The organism is Microvirga sp. HS2, assembly GCF_055792805.1.
The window spans coordinates 22,406-39,291 of the sequence record NZ_JBVVAJ010000008.1 but is presented as its reverse complement, the minus strand read 5'-3'; the positions used below and the strand labels follow the sequence as shown (position 1 = coordinate 39,291).

Sequence of the window (16,886 nt, the reverse complement as noted above, 5' to 3'; positions counted from 1 at the left end):
GGCATGAACAGCGATGACACTCTCTTTGCCGCCCTGATCGCCCGCGATCCCTCCTATGAGGGCTTCGCCTATGTAGGCGTGAAGACCACCGGCATCTTCTGCCGCCTCACCTGCCCCGCCCGCAAGCCGAAGCGCGGCAACGTGGTTTTCTTCGGAAGCTGCGAGGATGCGCAGAACGCGGGCTTCCGTCCCTGTCTGCGCTGCAGGCCGCTGGATCGTCAGCGGCCGACGAACGGCGCCCTCGATACCTTGCGCGAGAAAATCAAGGCCGAGCCGGAGCGGCGATGGAGCGCCGCGGACATCCGGGACCTCGGCTACGATCCTTCGACGGTCCGTCGCGCCTTTCAACGCGAGTACGGCGTCACCTTCGCTCAATATGCGCGATCCCAACGCCTGGGGAACGCCGTCAGCCGCCTGCAACGGGGAGGATCCGTCATGGACGCGCAACTGGATGCCGGATACGAATCCGGGAGCGGGTTTCGTGAGGCGATCACGAAGCTCGTCGGAGATGCGCCCCTTCGCGCGACAGGGCGCAGCATCCTCACGGCCCGATGGCTGGATACGCCCATCGGCGCCATGCTCGCCATCGCGGACGACAGCGGCGTTCACCTTCTCGAATTTTCCGAGCGCGCAGCGCTTCCCAAGGAGATTGAACGGCTGAAGACCCGCGTCGGGCCGATCTGCTTCGGAAACAATCCGGTTCTCGATGAGCTGTCCTGCCAGATGGAGCGATATTTCTCCGGCCGGTCCCTGTCTTTCGACGTGCCGGTCGTGCAGCGAGGGAGCGCATTCGAGGCGTGCGTCTGGGAGGCTCTGCGCCAGATCCCGGCTGGCAGCACGCGCAGCTATGGCGAGATCGCCCGCCACATCGGACGCCTCGATGCGCCACGCGCCGTGGCCCGCGCCAATGGAGCCAATCAAGTGGCCATCATCGTTCCCTGCCACCGGGTGATCGGGGCCGATGGATCCCTGACCGGATACGGCGGCAAGCTCTGGCGCAAGAAATGGCTGCTCGAGCACGAGCGGCGCATGGCCGCCGGTTCCACGCTGCCTTGTCGGCTATCCGAGCAACCGCAACTTGCGCTTTAGGCCGCGCCTCAGGCGCGGTTCCTCCCGATCTTCGGCAGGAAATAGGTGAGCAGCCCGATCGCCGGCAGGAACGACACGACCTTGTAGACCGTCTCGATGCTGGTCAGGTCGGCGAGTTCTCCGAGCACGGCGGCGCCCAGACCGCCCATGCCGAAGGAAAGGCCGAAGAACAGCCCCGCAATCGTGCCGACGCGGCCCGGCACCAGTTCCGTCGCGTAGACGAGGATGGCGGAGAAGGCGGAAGCGAGCACGAGGCCGATGATCACGCTGAGGATCGTCGTCCAGAACAGGCTGGCATAGGGCAGCATCAGCGTGAACGGCAGCACGCCGAGGATCGAGATCCAGATCACATAGCGCCGCCCGATCCTGTCGCCGATGGGACCGCCGATGACCGTGCCGGCCGCCACCGAGCCGAGGAAGATGAAGAGATAGATCTGCGCTTCCTGCACCGAGACCTGGAACTTGGAGATCAGGTAGAAGGTGAAGTAGCTGGAGATGCTGGCCGTATAGAAGTTTTTCGAGAACACGAGCAGCATCAGGATCGTGATCGACACGCCGATGCGCCTGCGGGACAGGGGCGATGTGGTCGCGGCCGCGCGCGGCTTGGCTTTCATGTCCGCGACCCGTGCCCGATACCACCGCCCCACGTTGAACAGAATGATCATGGCGAGCAGCGCGACGCCCGAGAACCAGGCGATGCTCGCCTGGCCGAACGGCACGACGATGAAGGCCGCGAGCAGCGGGCCGAGCGACGAGCCCAGATTGCCGCCGACCTGGAACACCGATTGAGCCAGCCCATGCCGCCCGCCGGAGGCCATGCGGGCCACACGGGAGGATTCCGGATGGAACACGGAGGAGCCCATGCCCACAAGGGCCGCCCCCATCAGCAGCAGCGGATAGGAACTCGCACGGGACAGGGTGAGGAGGCCGATGAGCGTGAAGCCCATGCCGACCACCAGGGAAAACGGCTGCGGCTTCTTGTCGGTATAGGTGCCGACCAGAGGCTGCAACAGAGAGGCCGTGAGCTGGAAGGTGAGCGTGAGAAGGCCGATCTGGCCGAAATCGAGATGGAAGTTCGCCTTGAGGATCGGGTAGATCGCCGGCAGCAGGGACTGGATCAGGTCGTTGAGAAGATGGGAGATGCTGATCGCCGCCAAGATCGGGATCGTCACCCGCTCGATAGAGGTCCGAACAGGCGCGGCGGCAAAGGCAGGCGACTTGGTGTCCATTGGCGTTCTTGAGGTTAGGCCAAGCGACGCCCGGCCCGGGAAGGCGTTTCCAAACCGGCTATATACCAGATTGTTTCCCCATGACCCCATAGGATCCTGCAAGGCAGGGTTGTTACATCGGCAACGACCCATGTTACAAAGATGCGCAAACGCATCTCGCCGTCACAAGGTCATCCCAATTCGGAATTCGTGCGACGGGACGAAGGGAGCACGGATAAGCCGACCCTGAGAGCGACAACGGGCAATCTTCATGGCACAGGCCAATGCGGACAGCGACGTGTGCGCGGACGATGTCGTCATCCAGGCCGACGGGCAGACGATCACGCTGCTGAACGTGCAGAAAGCCATGGTCGGCGCAGCGGACTTCCTGTTCTGATCCGAGGGACCTTGCGGACACCATGAGGCGGGGCTCGCCCCTGCCCTCATCGCTCCTGCTCCTGCGCCAGGGCAGCGGTCTTCTCGTGCCGCTTGCGATAGGTTCCAGCGCTCTGCGGCTTCACCAGGAGCATGCGGATCTCGGGATGCTGCTCCCTCACCTGCGCCTCGATCCGCGTGACGCAATCCTCGATGCCGGCCGTCGTCAGATCGTCCTGGAAATCGATGCTCAAGGCGGCCACCACCTGCCGCGGCGCGAGATGAACGGTGAGGATTCCGTTGGCGCGCTCGATGGCAGGATCCGCCTGGACGATGCGAAGGATCGAATCCTGCAGGCCGGGACGCGCCGACTCGCCGATCAGAAGTCCCTTCGTTTCCCGCGCAAGCACGAGAGCCGTGAACGCCAGCACGCAGCCGATCCCGACCGAGGCAAGGCCGTCGAGTTCCGGCATCTCGAAGACATGGGCAGCGGATATGCCGATGAGCGCAATGGTCAGGCCGACGAGGGCCGCGCTGTCTTCGAACAGAACCGTGAAGGTCGTCGGGTCCTTGCTCTCGCGCACGGCGCGGTAATAGCCAAGGTTCCCCTTCGCATGCCGGAACTCCTTGAGAGCCACCCACCAGGACCCGCCCTCGAAGAGGAGCGAAAGCCCCAGGACCACGTAGTTGACGGTTGGGTTCTCCACGGGGGCCGGACGGCGAATGTGGCTGATGCCTTCGTAGAGCGAGACGCCGGCGCCGAGAGCGAAGATCAGGATCGCGACGATGAACGTCCAGAAATAGAGCTCACGCCCGTAGCCGAGCGGGTGATGCACATCGGCGGGCCGCGCCGCCTGGCGCAGTCCATAGAGCAGCAGCAACTCGTTGCCAGTATCGACGAGGGAGTGCACTCCCTCGCTCAACATGGCCGAGCTTCCCGTCCAGGCGGCTGCGACGAATTTGGTGATCGCAATCAGAAGATTGCCCAGGAGCGCCGCATAGATGACCTTCTTGGATGAATTCTGTGCCGCCATTCGCCGCTCGCTCCTCGACAAGGCAAACGAGCAGGACGCGGAATCTGTTTCCTCGGCAGCCCGGCGTCACGATCATCCGATAAGCCATTTGAGCACCAGCGGCAGCAGCAGCGCCGTCACCAGAGCATTGAGCCCCATGGCGATGCCGGCGAAGGTGCCCGCCAGGGAATTCACCTGGAAGGCCCGGGCCGTGCCGATCCCGTGAGAGGCGAGCCCCACGGCAAAGCCGCGCGCGCGCCAGTCCTTCATGCGCAGGGCATTCATGAGAGGCGTCACCATGACCGATCCGATGACGCCGGTGAACATGATGAGAATGGCGGTCAGGGCCGGATCGCCGCCAAGCGTTTCCGTGATGCCCATTCCGACCGGCGCTGTCACGGATTTCGGCGCCAGTGAAATGAGAATGGAGCGGGGCATGCCGAACAACTGCGCGACAGCGATCGCCGAGGCGATGGCGGTCACGGAGCCCACGACCAGCGCGGCCACCATGGGTAGGAGAGTGCGCAGCACGATCCGACGGTTCTCGTAGAGCGGAATGGCAAGCGCAACGGTGGCGGGACCGAGCAGGAAGTGAACGAACTTCGCGCCTTCGAAATAGACCGGATACGCCGTGCCTGTTGCCCAGAGCACGAGAGCGACCGCGATGACGGACATCAGAACCGGGTTGCACAGGGGATGGCGGCCGAAGGCCTGCGAGATGCGGTCGGCGACCACATAGGCCCCCAGCGTCACGACAAGCCAGAGCAGCGGCGTCTGCGAGAGGTAAACCCACAGAGAGAAAGCCTGATCGGTCATGACTTCTTCCCCAGATTGCCTTCGTCTGCGGCTTCCATGGCCGAGCCGCTCAGGCGAGACACGACGACGAAGGTCACCACCGTCACAACGAGCGTAATGAAAGTCGAAACGACCAGGGCGACGACGAGCCCGACGCCGTACGCCTCCAGCACATCGAGCCGCTGCACGACGCCGACGCTCGCCGGGATGAACAGGAGCGACAAATGCGCGAGCAATCCCTTGCCCGTCGAGTCCAGCGTGCGGCCGAACTCGGGCAGTGTCTTCTTGACCCGGTCACGCAGGCTCAAGACGGCGAGCAGGATGAGCATCCCGAGAACGGGACCCGGCAGAGGCCAGCCGAAGCCGCGGACGACCACCTCGCCGACGAGTTGGCACAGAAGAATGACGGTTAAGCTGACGATCATGAGAAGCCCCAGGAACGGCGCGTGAATTCATATCGTCCTATATACCGCCCATCCGTGAGCTTGGCAGGCTCTTGAGCCGCTGCGTTGCCGCGACTGTCCTCCTAAGCTTGGCCGTGATACCAGAGCGCCGAAGGGCCGACTTGGGAGGCGGCGTTCCTGGTCTCCACAAGCGATGCCGAGGTAGATTGGGCCATGAACGACACGTCTCTTCTTCTGCGTCTGGGTGTTGCGCTTGCCATAGGGCTTCTCGTCGGCCTCGAACGCGGCTGGCAACAGCGGGACGAAGAGGAAGGCGAGCGCACGGCGGGTTTGCGAACCTATACGCTCACCGCCTTGCTGGGTGCCCTGTCGGCGCTCCTCGCGACCTATACCAACCCTGTGTTTCTCGGCCTCTCCTTCCTCGGCTTCGCCCTCGCGTTCGGGGCCTTCGCATGGCTGGAGGCGAAGAGCGAGCGGAACTTCAGCGTCACGGGCGTCGTCGCCGCCCTGCTGACCTTCGCCCTCGGTGCCTATGCGGTGCTCGGGGATCTGCAGATCGCCATTGCGGCCAGCGTGATCGTGGCCCTCATTCTCGCCCTCAAGCAGCCGCTTCATTCATGGCTCAGGCGTCTGACGTGGCTGGAGATCCGCTCCGTCCTCGTCCTGCTGGCGATGACGTTCCTCGCACTCCCGATGCTGCCGAACAGAACGGTGGACCCGTGGGATGCCATCAATCCATCGCAGATCTGGCTTTATGCGATCATCATCGCGGCCATCTCGTTTACGGGATACATCGCCATCCGCATCATGGGCAGCCAGGCCGGCGTGGCTTTGGCGGCGCTCGCAGGCGGCTTGGCCTCGTCGACCGCAACGACGGTGACCCTCTCGCGCATGGCGCGCGAGCATCCGGAGGCGAGCCCCCTCCTCGCCGGCGGCATTCTGCTCTCGGGCTCGGTCATGATCGTGCGCGTCCTCGTCATCGCGAGCGCCTTGAACAACGCCCTCCTTCTGCCGCTCGCGTGGCCCCTGGGCGCGGCCGGCCTCGTGACCGCCGCCATCGCGGGCCTGCTCTTCCTGACCCACGGCCGTGGGAGCGAGGAGCATCCTCAATTGAACATCAGAAACCCCTTCGACCTCGGCACGGCCCTGCAACTGGCTGCGCTGATCGCCGTCATCAGCCTGCTGGCGAAGCTGGTGAGCGGCGTCATGGGCAATGCAGGCCTCACCATTCTTGCGGCGCTCTCCGGCATTGCCGATGTCGATGCGATCACGCTGTCCCTCGCGCGCCTGTCGCATGACGGCATTTCCCCCGGCGCCGCCGTGCTCGGCATCGGCGTCGCCGTTGCCGTCAACACGCTGGTGAAGGCGGGTATGACGTTCAGCCTAGGAACGGCAAAAGCAGGTTGGATCGTCTCCGGAACGAGCTTTGCCGCGATTGCGGCGGGGGGCGCGGCGTTCGCCTTTGCCGCCTGATCCGGGAATGAAAAAGGCGGGCCTCGAAGCCCGCCTTTTCAATCCGCTCAGTTGTCCAGGAAGCTCCTGAGCTTCCGCGACCGCGACGGGTGCTTCAGCTTGCGCAGGGCCTTCGCCTCGATCTGACGGATGCGCTCGCGAGTCACCGAGAACTGCTGGCCGACCTCTTCGAGAGTGTGGTCGGTGTTCATGCCGATGCCGAAACGCATGCGCAGCACGCGCTCCTCGCGCGGCGTGAGCGAGGCGAGAACGCGCGTGGTGGTCTCGCGCAGGTTCGACTGGATCGCGGCGTCGATCGGCAGGATCGCGTTCTTGTCCTCGATGAAATCGCCGAGATGTGAATCCTCCTCGTCGCCGATGGGCGTTTCGAGGGAGATCGGCTCCTTGGCGATCTTGAGGACCTTGCGCACCTTCTCCAGCGGCATGGCGAGCTTTTCCGCCAGCTCCTCCGGGGTCGGCTCACGGCCGATCTCGTGCAGCATCTGACGCGAGGTGCGGACGATCTTGTTGATCGTCTCGATCATGTGCACCGGGATGCGGATCGTGCGGGCCTGATCCGCGATGGAGCGCGTGATCGCCTGACGAATCCACCAGGTGGCATAGGTCGAGAACTTGTATCCGCGGCGGTACTCGAACTTATCGACCGCCTTCATGAGGCCGATATTGCCCTCCTGGATCAGATCCAGGAACTGAAGGCCGCGGTTCGTGTACTTCTTGGCGATGGAGATCACGAGGCGCAGGTTCGCCTCGATCATTTCCTTCTTCGCCTGGCGCGCTTCGCGCTCGCCCTTCTGCACCATCATGACGATGCGGCGGAATTCCTGGATTTCCAGGCCCGTCTCGCTCGCCAGATTGTGGATCTGCTCGCGCAGGTCGTGGATGCCGTCCTTCGCCTTGGCGACGAAATCCTTCCAGCCCCTGCCGCCGAGCTTCGAGACGCGCAGAACCCATTTGGGATCGAGCTCCCAGCCCTGGTAGTGCTTCAGGAACTCCTCGCGCGCGACGCCGTGGCTTTCCGCAAGACGCATCAGGCGGCCCTCATGGGAGATGAGGCGCTTGTTGATGTCGTAGAGCTGCTCGACCAGGGCTTCGATACGGTTGTTGTTCAGCGACAGCGACTTCACCGCAGCGACGATGTCCGACTTCAGCTCGCGGTACTTGCGCTCCTGAGCCGGGGTCAGCTGCTTGTTCTGCATGCGCTGTTCCACATGCTCGACCTGCAGGCGGCGCAGCTTCTTGTAGTTGTCGGCGATGGAATCGAAGGTTTCGAGAACGCGCGGCTTCAGCTCGGCTTCCATGGCCGAGAGCGACACGTTGTTCTCCATGTCGTCGTCGTCCATCTCGCCCTCGGGCGGGGCCATGCCCTCCTCGCCCTCCGGCGCCTCCTCCTCGGCCTCCTCGCCCATGGCGTCGACCTTGGGCGCTCCCTTGCCGTCGGGTCCGGCATAGGTGGCCTCGAGATCGATGATGTCGCGCAGGAGCACCCGGCCCTCGACGAGCTCGTCGCGCCAGATGATGATGGCCTGGAAGGTCAGCGGGCTTTCGCAGAGGCCCGCGATCATGGCCTCGCGGCCGGCCTCGATGCGCTTGGCGATGGCGATTTCGCCCTCGCGGGAGAGAAGCTCCACCGAGCCCATCTCGCGCAGATACATGCGCACCGGGTCGTCCGTGCGGTCGGTCGGCTCCTTGGCCGTGGTCTCGCGGACCGCGACAGCGCGGGTCTGGGACGCCTCGACGAGGTCGCCTCCGTCGGCCTCCTCCTCCTCGGCCTCGGCCTGGGCGCCCTCGTCCGTCTCCTCCGACTCGACGACGTTGATGCCCATCTCGGAAAGCTGGCCGAGCACATCCTCGATCTGCTCCGAGGAGAATTCCTCCGGCGGCAGAACCTCGTTCAACTCATCATACGTGACGTACCCGCGCTTTTTCGCGAGCTTGATCATCCGTTTAACGGCGGCATCGCTCAGGTCGAGCAGAGGCCCGTCGCTCGTTTGCTCCGGAGCTGTCGTCTCGCCTTCTTCCCGTTCGGTTGCCTTCGTTGCCATGCTTTGCCTTACTCCAGCGCCCCGTCGGCCCCCCCAACGAGACCTACGATACGCGAATGGGCAGCAAGGCCTATGGGCCCGGCCACCCGGAAATTCCTGACCATAAAACAGTAAGTCAATTGACTAACCGTTAACCATCTCCCGCCCGCCAGGGCCTCGTCTCGATCTCAGAAGCCGGCTCCCCCAGCGGACCCGTTCTTGTCCAAGTCGGCCTCGGCACCCTCGACGGAGGACAGTTGATTTTGGACCTCTCGCAGCCAGGCGAGATTGGCCTCGTTGTCCTCTTCGGCAAGCGCGCGCTCGGCGGCCCGAAGTTCGCTATGTAACGTGCGCGCACGGCGATGCAAGGTGATGGCTTGCCTCAATGCGTCTTCAAGCCGCAAGGGATCCGCGTGCGGATCGAGCATCCAGCGGTCGCCGGGGCGGACGAGGGCGTTCAGTCTGTCCGCCGCCTGGGCCATCCCGGCCCGCTCCAGGCGGGCCTGCATCACTGTCAGATCGGCCGGTTCGCCGCTCGCGGCGCCGTCCAGCAGGAGACTGCGCATCATCTGGGCGCTGCGCCCCTCAAGTTCAAGATCTGCAAGGGTTTCCGCGTGATTCTGGATGAGGTCCGGGTGCGTCAGGAAGGTGCAGAGGATCATCGCTTCCCGGGCACTTTCCGCCGTTCCACCGGTAAAGATCGGGCTGCGCGCCAGGAGCGGCGACACGCTCAAACGGGCGCTCGGCGTCGTCGGTCCGGGGCCGCGGAAATCACGTCGGCCGCCTCCGCCCTGACGCTTGAAACGATTGGCGCGGGGATCGGGGCTTAAAGCCGCAAGACGGCTTTCGATCTCCTCCCGGTAGTACCGTTTGAGGGTTTCGTCGCGAATCAGCGCAAGTGATTCGCGCAGGCGCCGCTCCAAACCGGCCCGCCGCTCGGGGGTATCGAGCGGCCCGGCCTCGGCCTCCCGCGCCCAGAGAATGTCCACCAGCGGCTTGGCCGCGCCAAGCACCCGCTCGACCGCGCTGCGCCCCCCGGAGCGGGCAAGGTCGTCCGGGTCCTGGCCCTCCGGCAGGAGGGCAAAGCGCAGGGATTGGCCGGCGGTGATGTTCGGCAGCGCCGTCTCGAGCGCACGATAGGCGGCCCGCTGACCGGCCTTGTCGCCGTCGAAGCAGAGGATCGGCTCCTCCGAGAGCCTCCACAGCAGCGTCAGCTGGTCCTCCGTCAGGGCCGTGCCGAGAGGCGCAACGGCGTTGGGAAAGCCTGCGACGGAGAGCGAGATCACGTCCACATAGCCCTCGACCGCGATCACCGCGCCCCGGTCATGGGCGGCCTGGCGGGCGAGGTGGTAATTGTAGAGAAGCCGTCCCTTGTTGAAGAGCGGCGTATCCGGCGAGTTCAGGTATTTCGCCGGCACATCGGCGCTCATGGCGCGCCCGCCGAAGGCGATCACACGGCCCCGCACGTCGCAGATCGGGAACATCACCCGGTCGCGGAAGCGGTCATAAGGGACCTTCACGTCCTCGCCTGCGATCAGCAGCCCCGCCTCCACCATCATGTCGATGGAGACGCCCTTCCCGGCCAGGTGATCGCGCAGGGCGAAACGGTCCGGCGGCGCATAGCCGATGCGGAAGCGCTTCTGCGTCTCCAGGCTCAGGGACCGGCCCGCCAGGTAATCGCGAGGCTTCAGGCCGAAGCGGCCCTGGAGCGAAGCCTCGAAGAACTCCGTCGCCATCTCCATGACGTCATAGAGCGTCTTGCGCTTCACCTCTTCCGCCCGATCTTCCGGCGCGAGCTTGGGCAGAGGCACCCCCGCCTCTCCCGCCAGCCGCTCCACGGCCTCCGGGAAGGAGAGCCCCTCTGTCTCCATGACGAAGGTGAAGATGTCCCCATGCTTGCCGGAGGAGAAGCAGTGATAGAACTGCTTCTGGTCGTTCACGTAGAAGGACGGCGTCTTCTCCGCGTTGAAGGGCGAGAGGCCCTTCCATTCCCGACCGGCTTTCTTCAGGCGCACGCGCTTGCCCACGACGGCCGAAACCGGCAGCCGGGCGCGGATCTCTTCGAGGATCTGGGGTGGGTAGCGCAACTTCAGCGGACTCCAAACATGCTCCTTAAACTAGGGCGGCAGAGCTGAAGCAGGAAAGCGAACGGCCAAGCTGTTCTTTGCCCGCAATCCACAGGGCGGCGCCGTTCCCTGCCTTGGACTGGTCAATGGATGGGTACCGTCTGGGCTATGCGCCTGAAGCAACCGGCAGCTTTATGCGGGCCAGGAGCCCACCCCCGTTCTGCCTGTTACACAGTTGGACCTGAGCCCCAATCCGGGCGGCGAGCGCTTTGACGATCGAGAGCCCGAGTCCCGTTCCCTCCTGCTCGCCTGTTCCGCGAACGAAGGGATCGAAGACGCGGGGGAGCAGATCCTCCGGGATTCCCGGTCCCGTATCGGCGATCTCGACAGTGACCGTCCCGTTCTGCGCCTGGAACGAGAGATCCACGTGCCCGCCGCGCGGTGTGTAGCGGATCGCGTTGTCGAGCAGGTTCGACAGCAGCATCTCGAGATCGTGCCGCTCGGCCCTGATCGGAATGGCCGTCATCTCGGACGAGGAGATCGTGATCTCCTTGCTCTCCGCCTGCAGGATCAGGCCGGCGATCGCCTCCTGTAGGACCTCCGACAACGGCACTGGTGTAGGAGCTTCGGGCGCCGGCAGTGTTTCGGCGCGGGCGAGCGCCAGCAGCTGGCTGGTCAGGGTCGACATCCGCAGGATACCGACCTCCATTTCGTCGAGCACATCACCGGCTCCGATGGGGTTCTCCAGCCGGCGCAGGTTGCGCACCTGAATTCTGAGGGCGGTGAGCGGCGTGCGAAGCTGATGCGCTGCGTTCGAGACAAACTGCCGCTGGGCGGACAGCATGAGCCTGACGCGCGAAAGCGCCTCGTTCATCGCACCGACGAGGGGAACGATCTCACCCGGAAGGTCGGACGAGGACAGCTGCTGCGTCGAGTCGGGCTGCCGCGCCAGAAGCTCATGGGTGAGATGGTCCACCGGGCTCAGGATCCGGCCGACGACCAAGCGCACCAGAAGCCAGGATATGGGAATGAGCAGGAAAGTGGTGATGAGCGCCGGCAATGCCGCCTTGAGGGCGAGTTCCCGGCGCACCTGCGACTGCTGTGAAACCTGAACGGTTCCGTCGTCCAGGACCCAGGTATAGCTGCGCCATCCCCCCTCCGGCGTGGTGAAGTTCGAAAATCCGGTCTTCGTTTGACGCGGCAGATCGAAATGGGGCGGAAAGGATTTGAGCAGGCGCCCATCCGGATCCCAGGCCTGCACGACGATCATGTCGCCGGCGTCCAGCGGAGGCGCGGGCATCTGGGCGAGGTCGTCGACGGAGCCGACCACATCGAGCGCGATTCCGCGCATCTGATCGTCGAGGAAATTGTCGGGATCCTGCTGCGCGACGATGTAGGCCCCCACTCCACCGGCCAGCCCGAAGGAGATCAGCAGCAGCGTGAACCACATCGTGAGCTGTTTGCGGAGTGAACTGCGATGCCTCATTTGGCAACCATCCAGCCGACACCACGGACATTGCGGATGATGTCGTTGTCGAACTTGCGGCGAATATAATAGATCAGGACATCCACGGCATTGCTCTCGACCTCGTCCCCCCACCCGTAGAGCGCATCCTCCAGCTGCTTGCGCGACAGGATGGCCCCGGGCCGCTCCAGCAGCGCCTGCATGAGCGCGAATTCCCGCGCCGGCAGAAGCTGCGTGATGCCCTTGTAAGTGGCCTGGTGTCCGGCGAGATCCAGCACGATCTCGGATGACTGAATTCGCGACGTGGCATGGCCGGCGTGACGGCGGACGACAGCCCTGATCCGGGCCGCGAGTTCGTCGAAGTCGAAGGGCTTCACCACGAAGTCGTCGGCGCCGAGATCGAGGCCGGCCACGCGGGTCTCGATGTCGTCATGCGCCGTGATGATCAGGACGGGCGTCGTGTCCCTGCGACGCCGCATGTCCTTCAACACGTCGAGACCTGCCTTGTCGGGCAGCCCCAGGTCGAGCAGGACGACGGAATATGGCATTGCTTTGAGGGCCACGAGAGCGTCCTCGCCCGTGCGCGCCCAATCGACCGCGATCCCCGTCCCTTCGAAGGCCTGGGTCAAACTGCGCCCGATCAAAGGATCGTCCTCGACCAGCAGAATCCGCATGCCGCCTGCCCTTGTTGCAGATCCGAGTTCAGCGCCAACGAGTGGAACACTCAAGGATGCATTTTGCCGCCTTGGCCAAGAGAAGTCGCCACGCGTGTCCTCATTTTCCCCTAAGTCGAGCCAAGTATCATCGCAGCCAGGTACAGATCGCGTACCTTCATGCAATGGAGAAATCCGATGAAGAAATTCCTGATTGCCGCTTCGGCCCTGGCCTCCCTCATGGCAGCCCCCTTCGCGGCCCAGGCCGCAACGCCGTCGTCACAGCCGTCGCAGTCCTCCCAGTCCTCGCAGCCCTCCATGTCGTCCGAAGCCCCTCGGGTCCAGAAGCATGCAACGGTCCGACATCATACGGCCAAGCATCATGCCCCTCGGCATCACACGGCGATGAACCAGACAAAGCACAAGACCACTAGCCCGACTTCGACAGGATCCACCCGCTGAACCTGAAGAGTCGATTGACGCCTTGCATCCCCGGGCGTGTCCCGGGGATGCCTTTCTCTCCTCTACCGGATGGCCCATCGGATCGCCCCTTACGCCTTGCGAACGCCACCGTCGAAAGGCTCGCTCGGCACCCCGCCGCAGGGCGCGAACCCGGTCTTCAGTCCCGCGACCACTCCGTCGCCAGGACAATGTGGGTCGTGGCGGTGGCCACGCCCTTTACGGCCGCAACGGCATCCCGGATCCTGTTGAGGGTCGCGTTGGAATCGCAGGTGACCATGACCATCAGATCGATGGCCCCAGTCAGCGAGTGGCATGCCGTGATCTCCGGAATTCCGGACAGGATGGGCACCACCTGCCTGCAGCGAAAGCCCGGCTCGAAGGTCACGGCGATCATGGCTTTGACGGCGGAATCATGGGCCGGGGCGAGCTCCACCGTATAGCCCTTGATGACACCCTCGCGTTCGAGGCGCCGCATCCGCTCCTGGGTCGCACTACGGGACAGGCCGACCGTGCGCGCGAGTCCGACGAGGCTTTCCCTTGCGTTCCTCCGCAAGGCCCCCACGAGAATCTTGTCTTTGTCGTCCAGCATGACGCCTCTTACGGTGCTTCGACCGGCATTTAGCCGGTCCAGCCGTCATCTTGTCGAGTGAAACCGGCCGAACATTCATGAAGATGAAGGCCGGATTCACAAGGAGCTTCCAATGGCACTCGATCTCACGAACGCGGTCCTTCTGCCCATCGACATGCAGAAGGCCTTCGACGATCCCTCCTGGCCGCGCCGCTGGAACCGGGCCGTCGACGCCAACGGGCTCCTGCTGCTCGACGCCTGGAGGACGGCTCGCAAGCCGCTCATCCATGTCAGGCACGACTCGGTCGAACCGGGATCGAGCCTCGGCCCCGACCGGCCGGGCAACGGCTTCCGGGAGGGCTTCGGCCCACGAGGCGACGAGCCCCTCGTCATCAAAAGCGTGAACTCGGCCTTCATCGGCACCGATCTCGACCTGCGCCTCCGGCGGCTTGAAACCGGAACGATCGTCACTTTCGGCATCACGACCGACATGTGCGTCTCGACCACCGTGCGCATGGGAGCCAATCTGGGATACCGCATGATCCTGGTCGAGGATGCCTGCGACTGCTTCGACCTCCCCGACGGCAGGGGCGGCACGATTCCGGCGGAAACGGTCCATGCGACCCATGTGGCGACCTTGGGCTTCGAATTCGCCCAGGTCGTCACGACCCAGGAACTGATCGCGGCGCTCGCGGGAGCCGGAACGGCCGCGGCGGCCTAAAGCATCGGACGTGAATTCGAACTCACGCCCGATGCTTTAGGCTTTTGATTGTGAGCCTCTTTTCACGCAAAACCGGTTCCCACTTTTGCGTCCGAGGCTCTAGAGCACCGGACCGGAAGACGGGATCCGCTTTAAGGGTCCACTCACGCGAAGAGCGCATCGTTTAAGCGGACCCGGCGGGTCCGCACGATGCGCCGGGCCTATCCGGCGGCGCGCCCCACATCCCTGCCCTTCTTCGCGGCTGGAAGGAAAAAGCTGTCCTCACCGTCCTTGGCGCAACGGATGGCCTGAACCATTGCGCTGACGGCGGCGTCCGGTTCGAGGCCGCTTTGGCGCACAAGGATCCGCCAGGTGGAGAAGCTGAGGGCAAGCTGCAGCATCGCGTGCTGGGTCGTGCTCAAGGCCTCCCCGAGCACCTCGTGATAGGCCGCCATGTACGGCCCGAAGCGCAGCGTCGTGATTTCCTTCGTCAGGGGGTGATGTTCGGCATCGCGCAGCACGCATGCGGCCATATCGGCGTTACGCCCGTACCAGCCGTAAACCGCATCGAGGCCGACCCGGAGCCGCTCGCTCGGGTCGTCGATCATGCGCCAGGCCGCGGCATCGGGGAGAGGATCGCGCTCCATCGTCAGCCCGGAGCAGGCCATGAAGAGGCTGCGCTCGTCCGGAAAATGCGCGTAGAACGTGTGCCGCTGAACGCCGGCCCGCTCCGCCACCATGCTGACGGTCGTAAAGGCCGGACCGACCGTACTGTGCATCTCCACCGCAGCCTCGATGATACGCCGCCGGGTTTCCGCCTGCTGCTCTGCGCGCCGTTTGAGAGTGTAACTCCGTGCCATAACCTTTTTCGCTACACACGCCTGTGCAATTATATTGACAGGCATTCTACTTTTGACTACACACCTCTGTACTCTGAAAAAGCACCAATGTCCATTGTTCTCCCGATGGCCCGCACCAGCCATCCAATCATTGCGCAGAGGAAGTGATGGAAACCAAGATCAGCGAAATTGCCAACGGCATCTACAGGCTCTCGACCTTCGTGCCGGACATCGCTCCGCCGGCCGGCTTCACGTTCAATCAGTTCCTCATCCTGGGGGACGAGCCGCTCATGTTCCACACCGGCCTGCGGAAGATGTTCCCGCTGAACCGGGATGCCCTGAGCCGGATCATTCCGCTCGAAAAGCTGCGCTGGGTGACCTGGGGGCACCTCGAGGCCGATGAATGCGGCGCGATGAACGAGTGGCTCGCGGCTGCTCCGAACGTGGAGCTCGCCCATGGCAATACCGGCTGCTACATCTCGATCAACGACATGGCCGACCGCGCCCCTCGGGTGCTGAACGACGGCGAAGTGATCGATCTGGGCGGAGGGAAGCGGGTCCGCTATATCGATACCCCGCATACGCCCCACGGATGGGATGCAGGCGTCATCTATGAGGAATCGACCGGAACCCTGCTGTGCGGCGACCTCTTCACCCAGACCGGCAACGGCCCGGCGTTGACTGACGGCGATATTGTCGGTCCGGCAATCGCGGGCGAGGATCTCTTCAAGTATTCCAGTCTCAGCCCGAACATGGGAGCGACGATCCGGGAGCTCGCGAAACTGTCACCGCGTACGCTGGCCCTGATGCACGGCTCGTCGTTCTCCGGCGATTGTGTGGCCGCGCTCCACGCGCTCGCGGACGACTACGACCGCCGCACGACCGATTTCAGAGATGCGGTGATGGAAGGCAAGGCCGCCTAAGCCATCGAGGGGGAAGCCTCTCAAGATTTCGGCGCGCTCGCCTCTTCGGAAAAGTCAAGGCACGGGAAATTTACATGTTCCGATTTGTTCTACCGTCCGTTCTGTCACGTCTCTTCGCCGCCCTCCTCCCCCAGAAGGAGGCCGAGATCGTCGAGGCTCGCACGACTTGGCGAACCGCGATTCTGGAAAAGCGCTGAGAGGACGAGACATTTCCTGATCAGCCGCCGAGCGGCCCTTGCCCAAAGTCTCGCTTCGGGCAAGGGCGCATCTGGCGGCTGGGGGCGATTACCCCTTCGGCAGCATGTCCTTCACCAAGCCGCTCGCCTTGGCGAAATCCATGCGGCCCGCGTATTTGGCGCGCAGGGCGCCCACGACCTTGCCCATATCCTTCATCGAGGCGGCGCCGGTCTCGGAAATGGCGGCCTCGATCGCGGCCTTCGTCTCGGCCTCGTCCATCTGCTTGGGCAGATAGGAGGAGATCACCTCGACCTCATCCTTTTCCTGTTGGGCAAGCTCGGTCCGGCCGCCTTGCTCGTACATGGCGATCGATTCCTGGCGCTGCTTGACCATTTTCTGCAGGAGGGCGAGGATTTCCTCGTCCGACAGCGGCTCCCTGCCCGCGCCCCGGGCCTCGATGTCCTTATCCTTCAGGGCAGCCTGGATCAGGCGGATCGCGCCGAGCTTGCCCTTCTCCCCGGCCTTCATGGCCTCTTTCATGTCGGCGGTGAAACGTTCGCGCAGCATTGCGGATCTCCTTTGAATTTAAGGCGTCTCAAGCGTTGACGGAATGCGAACGGCCCCTTAAGTCACGGGAACAGTTCACGGCGGCCCG

General features: G+C 64.1%; 18 protein-coding genes. 7 read left to right on the top strand and 11 right to left on the bottom strand.

What is annotated here, in order from left to right:
• Window positions 1–3 precede the first annotated feature (3 nt).
• Window positions 4–1,089 (top strand): bifunctional transcriptional activator/DNA repair enzyme AdaA, encoded by a 1,086-nt coding sequence (locus tag ACS5Q0_RS09475; RefSeq protein ID WP_473126379.1) that lies wholly within the window; start codon window positions 4–6, stop codon window positions 1,087–1,089.
• An 8-nt stretch (window positions 1,090–1,097) separates the two neighbouring features.
• On the opposite strand, the gene ACS5Q0_RS09470 is transcribed toward ACS5Q0_RS09475, so the two are convergent.
• A complete protein-coding gene (locus tag ACS5Q0_RS09470) occupies window positions 1,098–2,318 on the bottom strand; it encodes an MFS transporter (protein WP_473126378.1) in 1,221 nt (406 codons plus the stop codon).
• Between the two features lie 250 nt (window positions 2,319–2,568).
• On the opposite strand from ACS5Q0_RS09470, the gene ACS5Q0_RS09465 reads away from it, so the two are divergent.
• Window positions 2,569–2,694, top strand: coding sequence for a hypothetical protein (locus ACS5Q0_RS09465; protein ID WP_473126377.1), 126 nt, complete (start codon window positions 2,569–2,571; stop codon window positions 2,692–2,694).
• A 46-nt stretch (window positions 2,695–2,740) separates the two neighbouring features.
• Here ACS5Q0_RS09465 and ACS5Q0_RS09460 read toward each other — a convergent pair whose 3' ends face one another.
• The 3 genes from ACS5Q0_RS09460 to ACS5Q0_RS09450 form a co-directional block, all read right to left on the bottom strand.
• Entirely contained in the window at window positions 2,741–3,706 is a 966-nt protein-coding gene (locus ACS5Q0_RS09460; protein WP_473126376.1) for a cation diffusion facilitator family transporter, read from the bottom strand.
• A 72-nt stretch (window positions 3,707–3,778) separates the two neighbouring features.
• Complete coding sequence (locus ACS5Q0_RS09455) at window positions 3,779–4,501, bottom strand: LrgB family protein (protein ID WP_473126375.1); 723 nt, start codon at window positions 4,499–4,501, stop codon at window positions 3,779–3,781.
• On the bottom strand, window positions 4,498–4,905 hold the full coding sequence (locus tag ACS5Q0_RS09450) for a CidA/LrgA family protein (protein ID WP_473126374.1): 408 nt from the start codon (window positions 4,903–4,905) through the stop codon (window positions 4,498–4,500). The genes ACS5Q0_RS09455 and ACS5Q0_RS09450 overlap by 4 nt, the downstream gene beginning before the upstream one ends.
• 192 nt (window positions 4,906–5,097) lie before the next feature.
• Between ACS5Q0_RS09450 and ACS5Q0_RS09445 the strand changes: the two genes are divergently transcribed.
• A complete protein-coding gene (locus tag ACS5Q0_RS09445; protein WP_473126373.1) occupies window positions 5,098–6,357 on the top strand; it encodes an MgtC/SapB family protein in 1,260 nt (419 codons plus the stop codon).
• A gap of 47 nt (window positions 6,358–6,404) precedes the next feature.
• On the opposite strand, the gene rpoD is transcribed toward ACS5Q0_RS09445, so the two are convergent.
• The 4 genes from rpoD to ACS5Q0_RS09425 all read right to left on the bottom strand — a co-directional run bounded on the left by rpoD (window position 6,405) and on the right by ACS5Q0_RS09425 (window position 12,583).
• Window positions 6,405–8,399: an RNA polymerase sigma factor RpoD gene (rpoD, locus tag ACS5Q0_RS09440; protein ID WP_473126372.1), complete on the bottom strand. Its 1,995-nt coding sequence runs from the start codon at window positions 8,397–8,399 to the stop codon at window positions 6,405–6,407.
• 167 nt (window positions 8,400–8,566) lie between these two features.
• The gene (gene dnaG / locus ACS5Q0_RS09435) at window positions 8,567–10,465 is read right to left on the bottom strand and encodes a DNA primase (RefSeq protein WP_473126371.1); all 1,899 of its coding nucleotides are present in this window, start codon (window positions 10,463–10,465) and stop codon (window positions 8,567–8,569) included.
• Window positions 10,466–10,610: 145 nt separating this feature from the next.
• Window positions 10,611–11,930, bottom strand: coding sequence for a sensor histidine kinase (locus ACS5Q0_RS09430; protein WP_473126370.1), 1,320 nt, complete (start codon window positions 11,928–11,930; stop codon window positions 10,611–10,613).
• On the bottom strand, window positions 11,927–12,583 hold the full coding sequence (locus tag ACS5Q0_RS09425; RefSeq protein WP_473126369.1) for a response regulator transcription factor: 657 nt from the start codon (window positions 12,581–12,583) through the stop codon (window positions 11,927–11,929). The genes ACS5Q0_RS09430 and ACS5Q0_RS09425 overlap by 4 nt, the downstream gene beginning before the upstream one ends.
• A 177-nt stretch (window positions 12,584–12,760) precedes the next feature.
• On the opposite strand from ACS5Q0_RS09425, the gene ACS5Q0_RS09420 reads away from it, so the two are divergent.
• Window positions 12,761–13,024 (top strand): hypothetical protein, encoded by a 264-nt coding sequence (locus tag ACS5Q0_RS09420; RefSeq protein ID WP_473126368.1) that lies wholly within the window; start codon window positions 12,761–12,763, stop codon window positions 13,022–13,024.
• Between the two features lie 157 nt (window positions 13,025–13,181).
• Here ACS5Q0_RS09420 and ACS5Q0_RS09415 read toward each other — a convergent pair whose 3' ends face one another.
• Window positions 13,182–13,613 (bottom strand): Lrp/AsnC family transcriptional regulator, encoded by a 432-nt coding sequence (locus tag ACS5Q0_RS09415; RefSeq protein WP_473126367.1) that lies wholly within the window; start codon window positions 13,611–13,613, stop codon window positions 13,182–13,184.
• A 112-nt stretch (window positions 13,614–13,725) separates the two neighbouring features.
• On the opposite strand from ACS5Q0_RS09415, the gene ACS5Q0_RS09410 reads away from it, so the two are divergent.
• The gene (locus tag ACS5Q0_RS09410) at window positions 13,726–14,313 is read left to right on the top strand and encodes a cysteine hydrolase family protein (protein WP_473126366.1); all 588 of its coding nucleotides are present in this window, start codon (window positions 13,726–13,728) and stop codon (window positions 14,311–14,313) included.
• Window positions 14,314–14,513: 200 nt separating this feature from the next.
• On the opposite strand, the gene ACS5Q0_RS09405 is transcribed toward ACS5Q0_RS09410, so the two are convergent.
• Window positions 14,514–15,152, bottom strand: coding sequence for a TetR/AcrR family transcriptional regulator (locus ACS5Q0_RS09405; RefSeq protein ID WP_473126365.1), 639 nt, complete (start codon window positions 15,150–15,152; stop codon window positions 14,514–14,516).
• 146 nt (window positions 15,153–15,298) lie between these two features.
• On the opposite strand from ACS5Q0_RS09405, the gene ACS5Q0_RS09400 reads away from it, so the two are divergent.
• Window positions 15,299–16,054, top strand: coding sequence for an oxygen-binding di-iron domain-containing protein (locus ACS5Q0_RS09400; protein WP_473126364.1), 756 nt, complete (start codon window positions 15,299–15,301; stop codon window positions 16,052–16,054).
• A gap of 74 nt (window positions 16,055–16,128) precedes the next feature.
• Entirely contained in the window at window positions 16,129–16,251 is a 123-nt protein-coding gene (locus tag ACS5Q0_RS09395; protein WP_473126363.1) for a hypothetical protein, read from the top strand.
• A gap of 88 nt (window positions 16,252–16,339) precedes the next feature.
• Here ACS5Q0_RS09395 and ACS5Q0_RS09390 read toward each other — a convergent pair whose 3' ends face one another.
• Window positions 16,340–16,798: a GatB/YqeY domain-containing protein gene (locus ACS5Q0_RS09390; RefSeq protein ID WP_473126362.1), complete on the bottom strand. Its 459-nt coding sequence runs from the start codon at window positions 16,796–16,798 to the stop codon at window positions 16,340–16,342.
• Window positions 16,799–16,886 lie beyond the last annotated feature (88 nt).